At 44.7% G+C, this 18,029-nt stretch carries 16 protein-coding genes; all 16 read right to left on the minus strand.

What is annotated here, in order from left to right; translation table 11 throughout:
- Positions 1–9: 9 nt before the first annotated feature.
- Positions 10–1,488, minus strand: a complete 1,479-nt coding sequence (locus tag DSOL_RS13600) for a 4-hydroxyphenylacetate 3-hydroxylase family protein (protein WP_075365384.1) — start codon at positions 1,486–1,488, stop codon at positions 10–12.
- A gap of 56 nt (positions 1,489–1,544) precedes the next feature.
- The gene (locus DSOL_RS13605) at positions 1,545–2,324 is read right to left on the minus strand and encodes an enoyl-CoA hydratase/isomerase family protein (RefSeq protein WP_075365385.1); all 780 of its coding nucleotides are present in this window, start codon (positions 2,322–2,324) and stop codon (positions 1,545–1,547) included.
- Between the two features lie 246 nt (positions 2,325–2,570).
- Positions 2,571–3,968, minus strand: a complete 1,398-nt coding sequence (locus tag DSOL_RS13610) for a sigma-54 interaction domain-containing protein (RefSeq protein ID WP_075365386.1) — start codon at positions 3,966–3,968, stop codon at positions 2,571–2,573.
- 469 nt (positions 3,969–4,437) lie between these two features.
- Complete coding sequence (locus tag DSOL_RS13615; protein WP_075365387.1) at positions 4,438–6,090, minus strand: long-chain-fatty-acid--CoA ligase; 1,653 nt, start codon at positions 6,088–6,090, stop codon at positions 4,438–4,440.
- Positions 6,091–6,439: 349 nt separating this feature from the next.
- On the minus strand, positions 6,440–6,844 hold the full coding sequence (locus DSOL_RS13620) for a MaoC family dehydratase (RefSeq protein WP_075365388.1): 405 nt from the start codon (positions 6,842–6,844) through the stop codon (positions 6,440–6,442).
- Complete coding sequence (locus tag DSOL_RS13625; protein ID WP_083642567.1) at positions 6,841–7,239, minus strand: FAS1-like dehydratase domain-containing protein; 399 nt, start codon at positions 7,237–7,239, stop codon at positions 6,841–6,843. Before DSOL_RS13625 ends, DSOL_RS13620 begins: the two co-directional genes overlap by 4 nt.
- Positions 7,240–7,277: 38 nt before the next feature.
- Positions 7,278–7,475: a hypothetical protein gene (locus tag DSOL_RS13630; protein ID WP_075365389.1), complete on the minus strand. Its 198-nt coding sequence runs from the start codon at positions 7,473–7,475 to the stop codon at positions 7,278–7,280.
- A gap of 2 nt (positions 7,476–7,477) precedes the next feature.
- Complete coding sequence (locus tag DSOL_RS13635; protein ID WP_075365390.1) at positions 7,478–8,080, minus strand: hypothetical protein; 603 nt, start codon at positions 8,078–8,080, stop codon at positions 7,478–7,480.
- Positions 8,081–8,127: 47 nt separating this feature from the next.
- Positions 8,128–8,430, minus strand: coding sequence for a 4Fe-4S binding protein (locus DSOL_RS13640; protein WP_075365391.1), 303 nt, complete (start codon positions 8,428–8,430; stop codon positions 8,128–8,130).
- 12 nt (positions 8,431–8,442) lie between these two features.
- Complete coding sequence (locus DSOL_RS13645) at positions 8,443–9,276, minus strand: 4Fe-4S binding protein (RefSeq protein ID WP_075365392.1); 834 nt, start codon at positions 9,274–9,276, stop codon at positions 8,443–8,445.
- Positions 9,260–9,946, minus strand: coding sequence for a DUF6282 family protein (locus DSOL_RS13650; protein WP_235838823.1), 687 nt, complete (start codon positions 9,944–9,946; stop codon positions 9,260–9,262). Before DSOL_RS13650 ends, DSOL_RS13645 begins: the two co-directional genes overlap by 17 nt.
- A 553-nt stretch (positions 9,947–10,499) precedes the next feature.
- Complete coding sequence (locus tag DSOL_RS13655; protein WP_075365393.1) at positions 10,500–11,972, minus strand: 4-hydroxyphenylacetate 3-hydroxylase family protein; 1,473 nt, start codon at positions 11,970–11,972, stop codon at positions 10,500–10,502.
- Positions 11,973–12,619: 647 nt separating this feature from the next.
- Positions 12,620–14,437 (minus strand): acyl-CoA dehydrogenase, encoded by a 1,818-nt coding sequence (locus DSOL_RS13665; protein WP_075365395.1) that lies wholly within the window; start codon positions 14,435–14,437, stop codon positions 12,620–12,622.
- Positions 14,438–14,690: 253 nt separating this feature from the next.
- Entirely contained in the window at positions 14,691–15,881 is a 1,191-nt protein-coding gene (locus DSOL_RS13670) for a thiolase family protein (protein ID WP_075365396.1), read from the minus strand.
- Between the two features lie 18 nt (positions 15,882–15,899).
- A complete protein-coding gene (locus DSOL_RS13675) occupies positions 15,900–17,048 on the minus strand; it encodes an acyl-CoA dehydrogenase family protein (RefSeq protein ID WP_075365397.1) in 1,149 nt (382 codons plus the stop codon).
- 102 nt (positions 17,049–17,150) lie between these two features.
- A complete protein-coding gene (locus DSOL_RS13680) occupies positions 17,151–18,023 on the minus strand; it encodes a 3-hydroxyacyl-CoA dehydrogenase family protein (protein ID WP_427854406.1) in 873 nt (290 codons plus the stop codon).
- Between the last annotated feature and the right edge of the window lie 6 nt (positions 18,024–18,029).

Raw genomic sequence — 18,029 nt, forward strand, 5'->3', positions numbered from 1 at the left:
TCTTAGTTTTTATTTCTTCTTCACTCTCGGTTTCATTCCAGCGATTGCCCTGACAATATCCTTTTTGGACTCCATGTCGTACTGAGAAGTGATGGCGATCTGTTCCATAATTGGGGAGCCGCCGCCATGATACGCACCGTACAACGTGGCGCCAGCGGAACCGGAGAGACCGAAGTCGATGAAGTTCATCCAAAACTTAATTTGTTCTTCAATGGGCATTTTTGGGTTCCGGTTCAGGTATTTCTCCAAAAGATTTTTGAGTTCGGGGTTAGTCAGGTCATTTTCATAAGGGAATGTGGCAGGCATACCCCCTGCGATGTTGCACAGGATTTCTTGCTCATGGAACACGGCCTCACCGGTCAGGCACCTGCCCACGTTGGCATAAATAGAGTTCGGAATATAGCTGCCTGGGCCATACGGCACAACACCCAAACCGGGCATATAAACTTCAGGCTTGCTGAGGGCGGACGACGTATAGCCCGCTGCATAACCAAGTTCACCAGTCATGATTAGCTTGGAGAGCAATTCGCGAACATGTGGGGTCTTTTCAATACCATTAATTTCTGCTGCCAGTGCACCCATACCAATAACATAGTCGAGCATAGCAGGCTTACAGCCTGAATAGGAATGACGATGAAACAAAGCAAAGAGCAGGGCTGCAACGCCACCATGCTGAGTCTCTCCACACAGAAACACACGTTCCCAAGGGATGAAGCAATCATCAAAGATGACATAAGAGTCTGTGTAGCCGTATTCAATCCCCCTCGGATAAGTGTCACGCTTGCGATAATTGTGAAAGTGGACAATTTGCTTGACCCCTTCATAGTCTGACGGAACTGCAAAGGCCAGTGCATAATCTTCCTCACCCTTTTGTAGGGCTCGATTCGGTACTACCAGGATCTCGTCAGAAATCGAGGCTTCCGAGATATGGACTTTGCAGCCGCGGACAACGATCCCATCGCTCCGTTCCTCCACCACGTGCACATACATATCAGGGTCATCCTGCTCGGCTGGCCGCTTCAAACGCTCACCCTTAACATCGGTCTGCGCACAACTTACCACGAGATCTTCTCTCTGGAAACGTTCGAGCCACTTAAGCCAGTTGTCATGGTAGGCTGTCTTGGCTTTTGGAGACTTCTGAGCTTCGAAAGACACTGCGTGGATTGCATTGGAGGCGTCAATGCCCATACATCGTTGAATGCACTGCCCAACCTTGTTCACTAAGAAACGAGTCATGTCTTGCTTCTTATGCAAGTCATCTGCATTTTGGTGAATGTGGTTAAAGCGGTTGATGGTTTCCCCAGTGATGTGAGACGTAGCTGTGCAAAGATCCTTACTGGCGGGGTCCCAGACCGCATCAAACGTTAAACCCATTACGTTAAGGGCACCTTCTTGAAGTGGATCTAACCTATCTATCATTCCACCATTAAAGTAGAGGTTCCTATTCATTTTACTTAACCCTTCGATATACTGAGCTCTTGTTCTCATAGTCATTCTCCTTTTCCTTTAATCATTGTTATTGAACGTTATGCGTTTTCCGAACTCTAACGTCCCTGAAATTTAGCCGGACGTTTTTCAAGAAACGCTTTCATGCCTTCTTTTTGATCCTCAGTCGCAAATAGAAGACTGAAACATTTATGCTCATACTGCAGACCTGCTTCTAAATCCATCCTTAACCCCTCATTCACGGACGATTTGGCCATACGTAACGCTACTGCACCGCGGGCAGCAAAGCGTTTCGCCATTTTCTTAGCCTCATCAAATAACTGGTCTGCAGGCACCACTTTATTCACAAGACCTATGCGCAAGGCCTCTTCCGCTTTAATAAAATCTCCACTAAAAATCAGTTCTTTTGCCCTACCAGAACCTATCAAACGAGGCAGACGTTGTGTTCCACCGGCGCCTGGCAAAATGCCCAGTTTAATTTCCGGCAACCCAAACTGGGCGTTGTCCGCGGCGATGCGTACATCTGCCACCAACGTCAGTTCACACCCACCACCTAGAGCATATCCGGCGATCGCAGCGATGACGGGCTTAGGCATGTTTTCAATCAGCTGGAAAGCCCGATGCGAGGGTTTATCGCTAGTTGTCACATCCACAGCGGTAGCAGAAGCCATCTGACCGATGTCCGCCCCTGCCGCAAATACTTTCTCACCACCCGTGATGATCACGACACGCACAGAAGGGTCAGCAGTTAAGGTTGAAGCAGCATCCGCCAACTCATTAAAGACTTGATCATTTAGGGCATTGAGTACCGCGGGACGATTAAGGGTGAGTATGGCTATTCCTTCTTCTATTTCTACAACAATTGTCTCATAAGCCATTTGTATAACCTCCCAATTTACATCAATTTTCTCCTCTGATAATCCAATTAACACTCCTTTTTTAATCTTCTGAATACTACCTCATTCTCTTTATAAGCAAAAATCATGCCTAAATAAAAAAACCTCCCAAACTGGCTAATCAGCCAGCAGGAGGTTACTTAATATGTATGGAATTAGATACAATCTCCGATTCCTTAACTGTATTGCAGTGCGTAATGCGTACAAGCGACCGATTATAATCCTCTACTATTCTATACCATAGCGGCGTAACTTATCGTAAAATACTCGCCTAGAAAACCCCAATGCCTTCATAGCTTTAGTACGATTATTCTTATAAGTGACTAAGGCTGATAGGATGAGTTCCTTTTCCACGGATGCGACAATCTCTTTTACAGCGTAAGGCTTATTTTTAATTTTATATTGATCTCTATTGGCGGGAATTATTTGAGCAGGCAAATGATAAATTTCAATGGTCATGCCGCTACACACGATGCTTGCGTGTTCTAGTACATTTTGCAATTCTCGAATGTTCCCGGGCCAGTCATACTCCTGGAAAAACCTTACGACTTGGGGAGACAGTGTCAACTCATGTCCAACTTCTCGAGCAAACTGATCAAGGAACGTTTTGGCGAGAGCTAAGAGGTCATCTTTGCGTTCACGTAATGGAGTTAGATTGAGAGGAACGATATTTAACCGGTAATACAAGTCACGCCGGAAGGTGCCTTTTTTGATCATACTTTCTAAGTCACGATTTGTGGCCGCGATCACCCGGATATCAATTTTAATAGTCTTAGTACCACCTACACGTTCAAACTCTTTTTCTTGCAGCACGCGTAACAATTTAGCTTGCATTGTATAGCTCATATCACCAATTTCATCCAAGAAAATTGTACCGCTATGGGCCAGCTCAAACTTACCGAGCTTGCCCCCCTTTTTAGCTCCCGTGAAAGCACCGTCCTCATACCCGAACAGTTCACTCTCGATCAGATTTTCTGGGATGGCAGCACAATTCACCTTAATCAGAGGCATATCCTTACGACGGCTACTATTATGGACGGCCTTAGCCAATACTTCTTTACCAACACCACTTTCCCCACGAATCAATACTGTACTATCCGTTCGTGCTACCTTAGCTGCCAACACCAAGGTCTCTTTCAGGTTACTGTTTTGTCCCACATATTCCTTGAAGGAAAGAGGCAGTTGTTCCCATTGCTCTAACTGCTCTTTTAAATAATCCGCTACCCCCTTTGTTTGCTGCAACTCGCGGTTTAATTCAACCACTTCAGTTATATTTTTGAACGTAGAAACACATCCAATAATGCTTTCCCCATTATATAAAGGAAAAGAATTCCCTACCACATCGATTCCTAAAGAATCCAAATAATCTTTACCGCTAGATGGCTTACCCGTTCGCAATATTTCAATTGCCGCGGCTTTAGGTTCGATTTTATCCAGTCTTCGCCCTAAAACTTTTGCTACGGGCACCCCTAAAATCTTCGCATAGGCCTCGTTAGCATAAACAATGGTCGTATCGGAATCAATAACAAGTACCACATCGTGAATGTTGTCCAAAATTTGGAATAACAGTTCTCTATCCCATTGCGGAAAATCGCTGGTTGTGACTGCATGGGCTCCGGCACTCATGTTTATCCCCCATTTTTTATTGCTTTATTTATCATCATTATATAGGAGTAAGGTAATTGAAGTAAAGTTTAATTCTACAAATTATTTAAACATTCCCAATATTATATTAAATGCCCCTTAGACACAAAAAATACCTTGTCAAAGGTATTTTTTGTGTCTAAGGGGCATTGCCCTACCCTTGCAAAATAGCAAAGTTAAGTGTTTCCTTAATCGCCAAACAATCTACGAGGGTTTTTAAGTAGAAGTGGGAATCTTAGTGCCGGTTAGCCATCGGATAAAAGCCTTCGCAATACTTTGCCCGCTCCTTTGGGTCAATAATCTAAATAACCGTCCCGTAAAGTGGGATACCTTGAGTTCCCCACTTTACGGCAGTCGAAGGCATTAAGGTATGACTTTCGCTGAGGTACCAAATTTTTTTATTCTATCTATTATGAATTCTCTGATTTTTAAGGATATAGTCATTTGCAGCTTAAACGGATTCCGTAGTGGCTGCCGTTTGAAGTTTTGCTTTTTCCTCTTCTACCAACTTACGGCGTAAGACTTTGCCAACAATCGTCCTCGGCAATTCATCTCTGAACTCCACGTGACGGGGAACTTTAAACGCAGCCATCCTAGTCTTGCAAAAAGCAATGAATTCTTGCTCGCTGGCTTCCGTATTGGGCTGTAATACAATATAGGCCTTCACTGTTTCTCCACGATAGAGATCTGGTACCCCTGCTACCACTACCTCTTTAACCTTGTGGTGTTCATACAGCACTTCCTCAATATCACGTGGATAGATATTAAACCCACCTGCAATGATGATGTCTTTCTTGCGGTCGATAATAAAACAGAAACCATCTTCGTCCATTCTGGCAATATCGCCCGTGTGCAACCAGCCGTTGCGCATGGTTTCAGCCGTCTCTAGTGGTTTCTTCCAATACCCCTTCATCACCTGAGGTCCTCGGACACATAATTCCCCTATTTCGCCCACGGGAATTTCCCGGTCGCCCGTCTCCAAATCCATGATTACGTAATCTGTGTCAGGGAGCGGTAATCCGATGGAACCAGCGAGCGTAGGACGATCAAGCGGGTTGCAATGTGTTACAGGGGAAGCTTCAGACAAACCATATCCCTCGACTAAATTTCCTTCGCCATGCGTCACTTCAAGGAATTTTTGAGCTACTTCTAGGGGCAACGGAGCTGAACCACTCGTACAGGATTTGATTGCAACTAAGCTCTCACGATATTCTGCAATCCGAGGATGACTGTTAATTGCCATAAACATGGTTGGTGCGCCTGGGAAGAACGTCGGCTTATGGACGCGAATGGTTTCCAATACTTGATCTACGTCAAAGCGCGGCAAAATGATTTGCGTAGCACCAAGAGCCACCGCATAATTAAGGCAGTCGGTCATCCCATAGACGTGAAATACCGGTAAAATCGTTAAAATTCGTTCATTCCCATACTCCTTGTTTGGGTCCCATTCCTGAACTTGGAGGGTATTGGCGAGCAGATTATAGTGCGTGAGCATAACCCCTTTAGATACTCCGGTCGTACCACCCGTGTACTGCAAGACGGCAAGGTCTTCGATGGGATTAATGGCGGCGTCGGGATAAACAGGATCATGTTTGATGAGGTCATCATATGAATACATGCCTTGTGCCGGCTCGACTGCTGCCAAGAAGTTAAACACAACCACCCGTTTCAAGGACGTTTCTTCTAATATATGCTTTACCCTAGGATACATCATTTCCAAGACAATGATTGTCGTTGCACCGGAATCGTTCATTTGGTACGCAATTTCTCGTTCAATATACATGGGGTTAGTTTGCACAACAATCGCGCCTAATTTGAGCAGAGCGTAGAAAGAAATTTCCCATTGTGGGCAATTCGGGCCCATCAGCCCAACACGGTCCCCTTTTACAACCCCTATATCCGCTAAAGCACCGGCAAAACGGTTAACCTGATCCCCGAACTGCCTATAAGTAACCGTTTGGTCTCCAAAAATCATCGCATGTGTATCCGGCATCTTTGTCACTGTCTCATCAAGCATTTGCCCAAGTGTCTTATAGGGATAATCAATGTGGTACCTGACATTGGCAGGGTAGCTTTTCACCCATTGTTTCTCGTTTTCGGTCATCGTCTATCATCCTCCTTTATACCATCCACAACCCCAATACTAAAGACTTACTTTAACTACTTATGCAATATTCGTAAACTTCTTACTTTATATAATATTCTGAAATTTATGAGCAGTTTCCTGTGTTTCTTTTGTAATAATTATGCAAGTGTTAACCGTAAGATTACTACCCTCCTTAATCTAAAACTTGACTTTATCCATCGTAAGACTCCCACTTCTTCAAGTGGGAGTGGGCCCCCGTACTCTGCATCGGTGGGGAGTAGACTCCCCCACCGATGTCTCGATGTTCGACTTTACTTGAACGAGTTTACTAATGGGGATTGATCCTGGAAAACCTAACTAGACAAGTTTAGCGTTTAATCGTTATGTGGGCCATACCCGATAAAACTCTCTCTGCCTTCTCGTTACAGGACTCTAAGTCACAAACTAAAGTGTTTTCTGAGCGAACTCTGATAGTACCTGAACACGTGATCTTATCACCAGGACGAACGATCTGTTCGAAGCGCACATTAAGTTTAGCGATCACACCCTCTTGACCGATCCAGTCAGTGAGCATTGCTGCCATTTGAGCCATCGTCAACATGCCGTGAACTATCACTCCCCCTAGACCAACTTGACGTGCATAATCATCGTCTAGGTGAATTGGATTGAAATCTCCTGAAGCCTCGGCGTACTGACGAACTTGCATGTAAGTCGGTTCCCATTTACGACCAGGAAGACGCTCAGTAACCTGATAATCAAGCAGACTCTTCATTTGTCTTCCCCCTTTTTTGGGGCGATTACGACGGAACTACTAGTAAACACTAATTCACCGGCTAAATCACAACCAGTGGTTTCAACCACCACAAAAGTCATTGTTCCCAGTTTACCGCTGCGTTCATAGACATCCCTAATGCACCTCTTATAAGTAAGGCTATCCCCCACACAGAGCGGGCGATGATATGTTATTTTCTGCTCTCCGTGAATCATACCGGGAATGGACAATTCAACTCCAGGAATGTTTGCCTGAATCAACGTTCCTACAAATGTCGCAGGCACCCGGTCGTCGAACCGAACCCCTATAGCCTCGGCAAATCTACGCACTTCTTCAAGTTTAATTTTTAATACAACAGGCTCACTCTCTCGACCAATTAATTCTTTCCCAATCATACACTCCGCCCTCCTCTTTCTGTGATCGATCCTACTTTTCAGAGACCCATCTTCTGTTTTAGATCACCTAGTTTTGTCTGCACTACTTCTAATCCAGGATCGAGAACATTGGCTACCATATACTCGTTTAAAGCTTCATGCAGGTAGCCAGCACGTTCCTTCAGAATACCCTCCCCTAAATGCCTCATAGCTAAGCTTTCATGATCCAGATCATCCTCGTTATGTCCAATGTGCACGATTAGCCTCCTTGTATCAGTCGGAAAGAAAGTTCGCATAACCCACTACTGTCTGCATCTTTACTGTAGGTCATTTGCAAATTGGTTCCCGCCTTTTCTGCTGCTTCCTGATTAGCGGCCAAACAGAATGCCTGACAATTGTTGAGTCCTTTTTCAGCGAACATCTTACCAAGGCTGCAGTTAAAACTGCGAACTTTTAATGCCTTGGTCGTCGCTTCCGTGACAGTCCATGCATCCCGCGGGCGTAGAGTTAAAATGCCGAGTTCAACATACCGTTCAAAGACATGGGGAAACCGAATCCCGGTTTGCTGGGCCACGCGTTCTATCATGTCAGCCGTTCGATCTCGGTAGGCGTCGGAATCAGCTTTCCTTATCAAAAGGCTCATAAACGTCTTTCCCTGTTTTGCTAAAAAATCCTCGCTGGTTTCTCCAGCAGGGTTAATCAGACCTTCAAGCGGGAATTCTTTGTTGACAGCATAAATTAATTCTTTGGGTAGATCATAGGCATAATCCTGTCCGGGATTTATCTTCAAACGACGTTCAGCCGCCACCTCAGTACTCGGGTTGCCTTTGACTTTTTGCAAGACCTTAAAATCCAAAGCCATACTTAACTCCCCTTTGTTTTAATAATTGTCCAAGTATCGTTTATTTACTAAGAATTGCGCTCTCTTAATTGGGCCGCCCTTTCTTCTCTAAACTTCTGGGCCAACTCCTCGCGTGGTACGAAATTAAGTTGAATCGCGCCATTAGGACAAACTTTAACACAGTCGCCACAACCGGAACACTTATCGAAATAGCGTCCTACAATTCGATATTCACTAGGATCGCTCTCTCGTCCTTTCCAGACCTTCGTTGGTCCGCACACGAAAACGACCGATGGACACACACTTAAACACTTGCGACAGCTCAAGGGATCATTACATAGATCATAGTCAAAGCCAATTTGAGCAATCATTTGGTTCCCCCCTTACCAGTTCTCAGCTAATCCAGGCATGCTTTGCCTGTCTAGCAATTCGATAGCCCCACTTGGGCAAGCTGTCACGCAGAGTCCGCAGCCAAAACATTGATCCAGATCAATATAGGCCTTGTTTGTATAGACCTCAAGATTTAGAGCCTTAAACTGACAGCGGCCCAAGCAACTTTTACACCCTGTGCATTTCTCTCGATCTACTTTAGCCACTGTATGCCCCTTTAATAGAAATTTAAAATCATAGTCAATCCGATTACGCACCGCGACACAACCTGGATACTCACATTGGCAGAGTCCGCCGATATAGGGTGTACCAAATACATCAACCGTCTGCACACGCCCTTCTTTGTGGTTCATCATGGCCCATTCTTTGGCCTCCTCTGGAGTGACAAACTCTACCCCACCATGATACGTCTCTGGCCAGCGTTCCCACTTGTACATGCCGGGACCGATGCCCATGCACGTAAAGTTCTCTTCATCTGGCATACCCCTCTGCACACGGCGACAGCCGCATGTCATTTTGGCCAAGGGATAAGCGGTGTCTAAAATCTGCAAATACTCGTCTAACGTGACAACCTGTCCGAAATGGGTTTGGTAGGCGTGTTCCAAGGCATCTCGTTTAATTTCGTCTTCCCATTCTTGATCTCCGCTGATGCGTGCTTTAACTAACTCCGCCACTACTCCCGCGCCCATTCCCGCTGCCTGTGGGTCAGCATCAGCACCCGCAGCTTCTTTGCCTTCTTTGCGCACTTTGTAAAGGCGCCGAGCATAGTTTTCCGGGTTTAGATACCATTTTTCCCCGTTACCATATTTTTCACATACCCAACACATGCTGTGATACCTCCTTTTTCTTTGCCTGAAAACGTCCCTTTCGCAGTTGAGCCACCAGTTGGATTTCGCTTTCAACTGGGTTATCAAATACAGTCACACAAGAGCCGACACTGAGTACGCTGTGAGCGTCGCTCCCTCCTGTTCCTTTTCTACCCAAGACGACTGCGGCTTTTCGGGCCGCTTGGATTTCCTGCCAACTGCTCCGCCCATTATAGACTTCTAAAGTATCCACAAAGTCAAACACCGGTCTCCTGCACATTTCCTCCACTTCAATCGGCTCCAAACCACGTTCTTCCCTAGAGAACGCGGATAACGCAAAATCAGTTCTAAAAGGGTGCGCAGCGACCATCAAACCTCCCAACTCACGCACTAATAGTGTTAATTTTGCTAGGTCATCTCTAAGATGTAACAATGGCTGGTGAACACCATATACCAAGATTTCACCTACAGACGTGCTCAATTCAACCCCACCGTAAACTTGTATACCGCTTTCACGGTGCAGTTTAGCCAAATCCCCTGGGTCCCAGCAATAATCATGATCTGTGATGCAGACCCCATCAAGACCTTTCTGACACGCTGCTTGAATTAAGTCCCAGATGTGCATACGACTGCAAGCAGAACCCTGACTAGAATGAGTGTGCAAATCAAACTCCATGCTAGATTTTTTCATATTCCTCCCCTAATTTATTTTCACGAGACCTTAACCATTTCTATAAGCAATTTCTATGCCAATCAATTGCCCTCGTGCCTATCTCCATCGGATACACTATTTACACTAGCAATATAGCCCACGAAAAACCTACAAACCTTGCTGAGCCTAGTCCTGAGCAGTTCACTAATTGCCCATTTCAATACCGAATTACAAGAAAAAGAACATTAATAATCCTCACTCATGACATAGCCCCTCGAATATGTTTTAATAACGTACACAACGCGTCAATGTTTACTTCTATCTACCATCTGGAATTTTGTTCGTAGGCGAAGTTGCAGGAAGATGCTAGTCTGAGGTTGAGAAATACCTTAATCAACCCTAAATCGTAATGTAACGAACTGAAAATAATTGACGCTCACGCTGGGTGAACAAAAAACAGAACTTTTTACCCGAAAAAGGTAGACAGTTCTGTTTTTTGTTTATCAGTAGGTAGTGTGCGCAATACACATAGCTACTGTTCAACATCTAGCCTCGCTGAGAACGTTTATGGCAATAATTACGGCATTCGTTTTTATTGCCAATCCACGTCCTTATTTTCCTGAACACCTGAAAGCTTCTCTGCTAGGTTTTTACGATGTGCTAGATTGACCAATCGACTGATCATGATGCGTTGGGCTTGGGGAGAACCCGCTCCATGCATAGATTCGGTTAGATAACCTACCGCCGCGGTACCCAAAGTAAGGTTCTCTATCAACCTCAGCATTCGCTGACGATTTTCCGCAGAGACATCAGACTTGCCTATAAAATATTTCTTAATTAACGGGCCTACCTCAGAGTGAGCGAAGTCTTTTTCCGACGGCATTGTTACGAACGCCCCGCCTGCAACATCCTGCGCCAATCGAGCGATTTCGTAAGGGAAACGAGTTACGTTCTGCTTACAAATATTAGCTAACAAAATATCGACGAGATAATTGCCAGATGCCGTTTTCCGCCCCTCCGTTGAACAGGCAATTCCGCAAGAATATAGGGTCTCGTTTAGATGGCACATCTCCACAATCTTGTCCTTAACATGCGAAGAGCGAGAAACGCCATTATACTCTGCCATGGCTTGAGTAGCCCCAATTAGAGCATCACCCACCCCGACCTTGCACCCCCCATAACTCTGACGGTGATAAGAAGCGAATCGTTCCACCAGCATGGTCGTAAAATCAGTTTCACCATCCATGAAAACCCTGTCCCAGGGTACGAATACATCATTGAATATCGTCATAATCTCCTGACCACCGAAATTCTGGTTGCCCACATCGATGCTGCCACCCTCCAGTTTGCGAGTGTCACAGGATTGTCGCCCATAGACAAAAATAATTCCCGGAGTTTCGAGTGGCACTGCAAAGCTAACGGCCCACTCTTTCTCGTTCTCTTTTAGTGAGTTATTGGGCATCACCAGAATTTCATGTGAGTTGAGCATTCCAGTCTGATGCATTTTGCATCCTCTGACGACGATTCCATCCTCATTCCGATCCACTACATGAACATACGCATCTGGGTCAGATTGTTCCCCAGGACCCTTCGATCTGTCGCCGCGTGAATCCGTCATGCATCCATCGACCGCGAAATCGTTATCCTGCACATATTTCAGGAACTCAATGAATCGATGATGATAGTTAGTACCATGTTTAGCGTCAATTTCAAACGTGGTGTTAAAGACTGCATTGAATGCATCCATGCCGACACAGCGTTGGAAACAGCAGCCTGTTTTCTGTCCCAGAAGACGCTGCATCTTGACTTTTTTCACCAAGTCTTCAGTACTCTGGTGAAGATGTGTGAAACGGTTAACCTTTTGCCCGGTCAGGTTCGAGGTAGCAATCATGACATCCGCATACTCAGGTTCCATAGCCAACTTATAGGTCATCGCCATAGCGTTGACCGAGGGACGAACCATCGGGTGATCAACGTAATTCTCTACCTTCTCCCCAAACATATAAAGATCAATTTTCATTTTACGAATATCATCGACATATTGTTGTGGCGATTTTAAAGACATCCATGTCACCTCATTCTTCTATACTTTAATAGCCCATCCTCGGTCGAACTCCTCATCAACTGAAGTATGTAATTGATACAAATGTGGATACCTTAACTAAATTCTTGTATACAAAATCGCACAACTGTTTTTACATCATTCTTCCGCCTATGATGGGCAAGTTCAAAAATTAAACTAATATACCTTCATCGGCCCGTACATAAACCACCCGATGGGCACACACAAAGTTCCACGTTACCCTACGTTTTTTTAATCTTGGTAAACATTAGAATTAAACAATAGTCCAAAGCAATTGTGCTCATATTGTAGGCCCGAAATCCACTTCTCTCTAATGCAATAATCAAGCCAACCATAAAATAACAAAAACGCCCTCCAGACTGGTTAAACCAGCCACAGAGGGTTATAACAATTGTATAAAATAAATACAAACGACGATCTCTTTATAGTATTCCAGTATATAAATCATACACCGTACCATATCTACGGCTTTGTCATAAACTGCCCACATTCAAAACCCATCTTACAAGGTCCTCCAGGAATCTTCCTCAAATTTTGGAACTATTTTGTCCACCGCCACAAAACTCTCTTGCGTAAGAAGGAGAAGTGCCTCGCGAGTTACTGAATTGTATAGCAATCACTTCCTAGAACTAATTTACTATTAGAGACTCTTCAGGCCATTCTGGATTAGTTAGGTCCGCATTTTGCAATATTTCAGTTAAGTTAAATACATTGGGTAAAATATTATTAGCATAGTACTTAGCGCTAGCTACTTTCCCTTTGTAGAAGTTAATATCGAAATGATCCCCAGGTAATTCTGCAATCTTCCTTTGGGCAATCAAAGCCTGCTCCAGCAAACACTCGGCCACCACTACCTGTGAACATACAAATAGAGCTCTTGTCGCATATAGACCTATTAACTCATCACTCTTATTGAGATGCCACAAGTCATATAATTTCTTTACTTCATCCATGCAAGTGTAGGCCATATCAAGGTTCTCAAATTCCTTCTCAAGGCCTGCCGTAGCCTTGTTAGCATCAATAAAGGATCTTATGTCAGCCATCCAGTTAACAAAAGGGTTACCATCATCCATCCTCATCTTGCGCTTTACAAGGTCTTGGGCATGAATGAACGATGTTCCTTCCCAAATAGTCAATATTTTTGAGTCTCGCAGAGACTGTTCTATCGGAAACTCATTGGTGTAGCCAACTCCACCTAATACTTGCATGGCTTCACAGGTCATAGCGACTGCTGTTTCACTACCATAGCACTTGATCAAAGGAGTAAGTATCGATGCTATCTCCTCACATTTCTTGGCTTTGGCCTTGTCACTGGAATTTTCGGCGATATCCAGACTATAGTATCCCTTAAATATCATAGCCCTTATACCTTCGGTATGAGCCTTCATGTCCATCAACATTCTTCGAACATCGGGATGTTTAACTATGGTTACTCTTTCACCTTTGATGTAGCCTTGGACCCTTTCAAGAGCATACTGTGAGGCCTGTGCATAGGCTGAAGAGGCCTGAGCATTAGCGTTGTGTCCAGTTCCGATACGAGATTCATTCATCATCCTAAACATCATGGCCAACCCTTGGGATCGACCCTTTTCATCCGGAGGAGTACCCAGCATTATACCGTAGCACTCATCATCCTCGCCGTAGTTTAACATACAAGTGGCAGATCCTTTGAGACCCATCTTATGCTCAACTGCTACAGTCGTAACGTCATTCGGATTACCCACGCTACCGTCTTCATTGACCCAAAATTTCGGCACAATATATAGCCCTAAACCAGCCGATCCTTTGCATCCTTGAGGCGGACGTGCTAAAACCAAATGAATGGTATTATCACATATGGAGCCATCACCAGCCGTGATAAACATCTTGGACCCTTTAATTTTATATATCCTAGGGTCATCCGTTGGATAGGCCTTCGCTAAAGCATCCCCTACATCCGAGCCGGCGGACGGTTCCGTGAGGTTCATGGTTCCTTGCCATTCACCACTAAGCATTTTGGGAAGGAACCTTTTCTTATCATCTTCGGTTCCAAAATTCATAATAACGTTAGCGGCACCCGAAGTTAGTTTAATGTTAGAACCCATGGCTGGACAGGCCGCCGCAATCATCTCAAATACGGATTTGAAAACGATTAGGGGCATTCCACCTTCGACTTCGACACACTCACTGCTAGAACCCCATCCGTTTTTTTGAATAAATTGAAATACTTCTTTATAACCCGGAGGGGATGTTACGACTCCGTTTTCAAAAGTAACTGGGTTTCTGTCGCCCACCACATTGATCGGACTAATAACCTCACGGCATATTTTATATCCTTCAGTCAAAATCTGCTCAATATCATCAATGCTGTAGAAATCCTTAAAACGGTCACATTCTAGCACTTCCTCAGTCGGCAACCATTCTTTTAAAATGAACTTTAAATCACGGACATTGTATTTAAATTCCATGTTAATTCCCCCAATTCTCGACATTCGCCAAAGCAAATGAGACGTAATGCGCAAGATCTGTTCGTTTAACAAAAGGGAGCTTTAGTAAGCCCCCTTTTTTCCTTGATGCAGGATTCTTAACTCTTAAGAATTAAAACCCATTTTCATGTTCCTGCCCCATTATCCCTTGCCAAATCTGTGCCTCATTTTTTACTATCACCAGGACCAATTTTTGTTGCTGATGTATCCAAACTTAATGCTTGCGTACTTTTAGTTAGTTAAGGTTCTCCACTATTGTTGAAATGCCTTGCCCTCCGCCTATACACATTGTAGCTAAGCCGTATCTTTTTCCGGTACGCTTTAACTCATTAATCAATTTAATCAAGATAATAGCACCAGTGGCTCCTAAAGGATGCCCTAAAGCGATAGCCCCACCGTTTACATTGGTTTTAGCAAGATCCAGTCCTAACTCTTTGATCACTGCCAGCGACTGGGCTGCAAATGCCTCGTTCAGCTCGATTAAGTCAATCTGATTTAGAGTCAGTCCGGCCATCTTAAGAGCGGCATAAGTAGCCGGCACCGGCCCTATGCCCATTATTTGGGGCGGTACTCCTTTCGCTCCCATCCCTATCACCCGGGCTAACGGTTTCAGACCAAAGGCTTTAGCCTTTTCCGGAGTGGTCACAATTACAACGGCAGCTGCATCATTGCGACCGCTAGAATTGCCCGCAGTGACTGTACCGCCTTCTTTAAAAACTGGTGCTAATTTGGCAAGTTGCGGCATGCTCGTTTGCCTTGGGTGTTCATCGGTATCAAAGGTGACAATACCCTTTTTCCCTTTAACTTCGTAAGGAACTATTTCCTCCTTGAACAGCCCTTCTCCGATAGCGCGCAGGGCTCGCTCCTGGCTGATAAGAGCAAATTCATCTTGTTCTTGGCGACTGATGTTATATTTCTCTGCCAGGTTCTCTGCCGTTAATCCCATGTTCAAGTATCCGTAACGATCCTGAGGTTGACAACGGGGTTGACTTTCTGTATTGGAATCTAGAATTTCGGCATTCCCCATACGGAAGCCATATCGAGCGTTTCTTAAGTAATAAGGAGCGGTACTCATGCTTTCTGCCCCACCGGCCATCACCATTTCCTGAGTCCCCGACCAAATGGACTGTACGGCATTATTTAGTGCTGTCAAGGCCGAACCGCATTGACGATGTACTGTATATGCAGGCACTTCTTCTGACATATTTGCTCTAAGCCACGCTAAGCGGGCTACGTTAGGATTGTCACCACTTTGTTTGGTATGACCAAAGACGACCTCGTCGATAGCCCCATCAGGAATGCCGCTGCGCGTGATCACTTCTCTAATTACTTGGGCCGCTAGGTAATCAACCTCAATATCTTTCAGTGTGCCACCCACTCTACCAATAGCCGTACGTACTCCAGCTACTATAACTGCCTCTTGCATCCTCTTATCCTCCTTCGCCTATAACGCAAATTCTTTTTTCAGTTGGGCCGCAATGATATTGCGCTGAATTTCCGAGGTGCCTTCATAAATGCGGGCAACTCGAGCATCTCGGTAGTAGCGTTCTACTTCACACTCCCGCATGTACCCCATGCCGCCATGGATCTGAACGGCCATATCCGCTACCCGCCCGAAGACTTCTGAACCAAATGTTTTCACAATAGCGGCCTCTTTGATCACTTTTTCCCCTTGGTCAATTTTCCGAGCAACATCATAGGTTAAGCTGCGCAAGGCTTCAATCTCAATAGCCATGTTCGCTAAATAATGTTGGATGATTTGATTTTCAAAAATTGGTTTGCCGAATTGCACTCGTTGCAAGGCATATTTAACGCTTATTTCCAGTAATTTTTCGCAAGAACCAAGATTTCGGGCAGCCAGACCGGCACGTCCGTTCGCTAAAATCCTGAGGGCATTGACGTATCCCTGCCCCAACTCCCCTAAAACGTTTTCAACGGGTACTTCGCAGTCTTCAAAGATAAGCTCAGCCGTTTGAGAACCGTGCAAACCCATTTTCTTCTCATATTTACCCACCGTAAAACCTTTGAAGTTACGCTCTACAATAAAAGAAGTAATTCCTTTGCTTCCTTTACTCTTGTCTGTCACCGCCATTACTGTGAAAACATTAGCAATATCCCCGTTTGTAATAAACTGCTTGGTGCCGTTTAGAATATAACGATCACCTTTTAACACTGCCGTCGTCTTTAAGTTGCCAGGGTCTGAACCGGCAGAGGCTTCTGTAAGAGCAAAGGCCCCAATCAGTTCGCCCGCGGCTATTTTAGGCAAATAACGTTGCTTCTGCTCTTCATTGCCACACTCTACGATCCCGACGCTACCAATTCCATTGTGGCAACCAATGATGGATGTAAAGCAATTTGGCCCTCGACCTAATTCCTCATATATCATGACTTTGCCAACCATACCAGCGCCCAATCCATCGTACTTTTGGGGTGTGCTCAGACCAAACAATCCTATCTCCGCAGCCTTGTCGAGCAAGCTACGAGGCACTTTGTCCTCTTCCTCCATTTGCTCGGCTAGTGGTTCAACTTCTTTTGCCATGAACTTACGTACAGTCTGTTTGATAATACTAAGTTCTTCTTGAGTGACTTCCATTGCGACTCCTCCTATGCCATTTATCCTTTTCCAAAACAACTTTTCCTGAAACACTCGCAAAAACTGTGCCTAATCCCTGGGAACGATCAAAACCCACTATTTTTAGGGATAATCGTAAAATCCTTTGCCTGTTTTACGTCCCCACTCTTTTTTAATGAACTTCTCAACAATCGACGGGGAAGGACGATAAGCCGGATCACCAGTTTCTTGGTAACGCTCCATGCCTACGTAATAGGTTAGATCAACTCCAGTCAGATCCATTAAGCGGAAAGGACCCATAGGATGCCCCAAGGCTAACGTAACCGCTCTATCAATGTCTTCATGACCCGCTATTCCCATGTCGAGTAGATAAATTGCCTCATTTTTAATAGCAGCAAGCATTCGATTCACTAGAAATCCATAAATTTCTTGCTGTAATAACACTGGGGTTTTGCCCATACGAACGCAAACTTCCATCAATGTTCCAGTGGTTTCCTCTGACGTATGGGGCCCTTTAACCACTTCCACAAGTTTCATAACCAAAGCCGGATTAAAGAAATGCATATTGCAAACCTTTTCTGGTCGACTTGTGACGTCAACAATTTTAGAACTCACAATATATGAACTGTTGGAAGCCAAAATAGTATGCTGTGGACATAAGCTATCTAATTGTGCAAACAATTGGCGTTTAATTTCTAATTTTTCTAAGACAGCCTCTATGACCAAATCGGCATCACTTGCTGACTCTGCCAAATCAGAGGTAAACATAAGATTAGCTCTTGCAGCGTCTGCATCTGCTTGTTTCATCTTCCCTTTAGCGACTCTTTCCGGTAGATAGGTTGAAACAAATTGCTCTGCCTTTTGCAGAACTTCTTCGTTTACATCAGTACATTTCACTTTGAAACCCGCTAACGCTGCGCTTAACGCAATCTGATGTCCCATATTCCCTGCCCCGACGATGCAAATATTATTGATTTCGTGTACTCCCACATTCATTCCTCC

The sequence above is a fragment of the Desulfosporosinus metallidurans genome, from assembly GCF_001936615.1.
Classification (GTDB): domain Bacteria; phylum Bacillota; class Desulfitobacteriia; order Desulfitobacteriales; family Desulfitobacteriaceae; genus Desulfosporosinus; species Desulfosporosinus metallidurans.

What these genes read in the sequence shown, in the direction of transcription:
- DSOL_RS13680 (WP_427854406.1), bottom strand. Translation starts at nt 18,023, where the DNA reads ATGAATGTGGGAGTACACGAAATCAATAATATTTGCATCGTCGGGGCA.
- DSOL_RS13635 (WP_075365390.1), bottom strand. Translation starts at nt 8,080, where the DNA reads ATGGCTTTGGATTTTAAGGTCTTGCAAAAAGTCAAAGGCAACCCGAGT.
- DSOL_RS13670 (WP_075365396.1), bottom strand. Translation starts at nt 15,881, where the DNA reads ATGCAAGAGGCAGTTATAGTAGCTGGAGTACGTACGGCTATTGGTAGA.
- DSOL_RS13645 (WP_075365392.1), bottom strand. Translation starts at nt 9,276, where the DNA reads ATGTGTTGGGTATGTGAAAAATATGGTAACGGGGAAAAATGGTATCTA.
- DSOL_RS13610 (WP_075365386.1), bottom strand. Translation starts at nt 3,968, where the DNA reads ATGAGTGCCGGAGCCCATGCAGTCACAACCAGCGATTTTCCGCAATGG.
- DSOL_RS13640 (WP_075365391.1), bottom strand. Translation starts at nt 8,430, where the DNA reads ATGATTGCTCAAATTGGCTTTGACTATGATCTATGTAATGATCCCTTG.
- DSOL_RS13655 (WP_075365393.1), bottom strand. Translation starts at nt 11,972, where the DNA reads ATGTCTTTAAAATCGCCACAACAATATGTCGATGATATTCGTAAAATG.
- DSOL_RS13650 (WP_235838823.1), bottom strand. Translation starts at nt 9,946, where the DNA reads ATGAAAAAATCTAGCATGGAGTTTGATTTGCACACTCATTCTAGTCAG.
- DSOL_RS13600 (WP_075365384.1), bottom strand. Translation starts at nt 1,488, where the DNA reads ATGAGAACAAGAGCTCAGTATATCGAAGGGTTAAGTAAAATGAATAGG.
- DSOL_RS13615 (WP_075365387.1), bottom strand. Translation starts at nt 6,090, where the DNA reads ATGACCGAAAACGAGAAACAATGGGTGAAAAGCTACCCTGCCAATGTC.
- DSOL_RS13605 (WP_075365385.1), bottom strand. Translation starts at nt 2,324, where the DNA reads ATGGCTTATGAGACAATTGTTGTAGAAATAGAAGAAGGAATAGCCATA.
- DSOL_RS13625 (WP_083642567.1), bottom strand. Translation starts at nt 7,239, where the DNA reads ATGATTGGGAAAGAATTAATTGGTCGAGAGAGTGAGCCTGTTGTATTA.
- DSOL_RS13675 (WP_075365397.1), bottom strand. Translation starts at nt 17,048, where the DNA reads ATGGAAGTCACTCAAGAAGAACTTAGTATTATCAAACAGACTGTACGT.
- DSOL_RS13665 (WP_075365395.1), bottom strand. Translation starts at nt 14,437, where the DNA reads ATGGAATTTAAATACAATGTCCGTGATTTAAAGTTCATTTTAAAAGAA.
- DSOL_RS13620 (WP_075365388.1), bottom strand. Translation starts at nt 6,844, where the DNA reads ATGAAGAGTCTGCTTGATTATCAGGTTACTGAGCGTCTTCCTGGTCGT.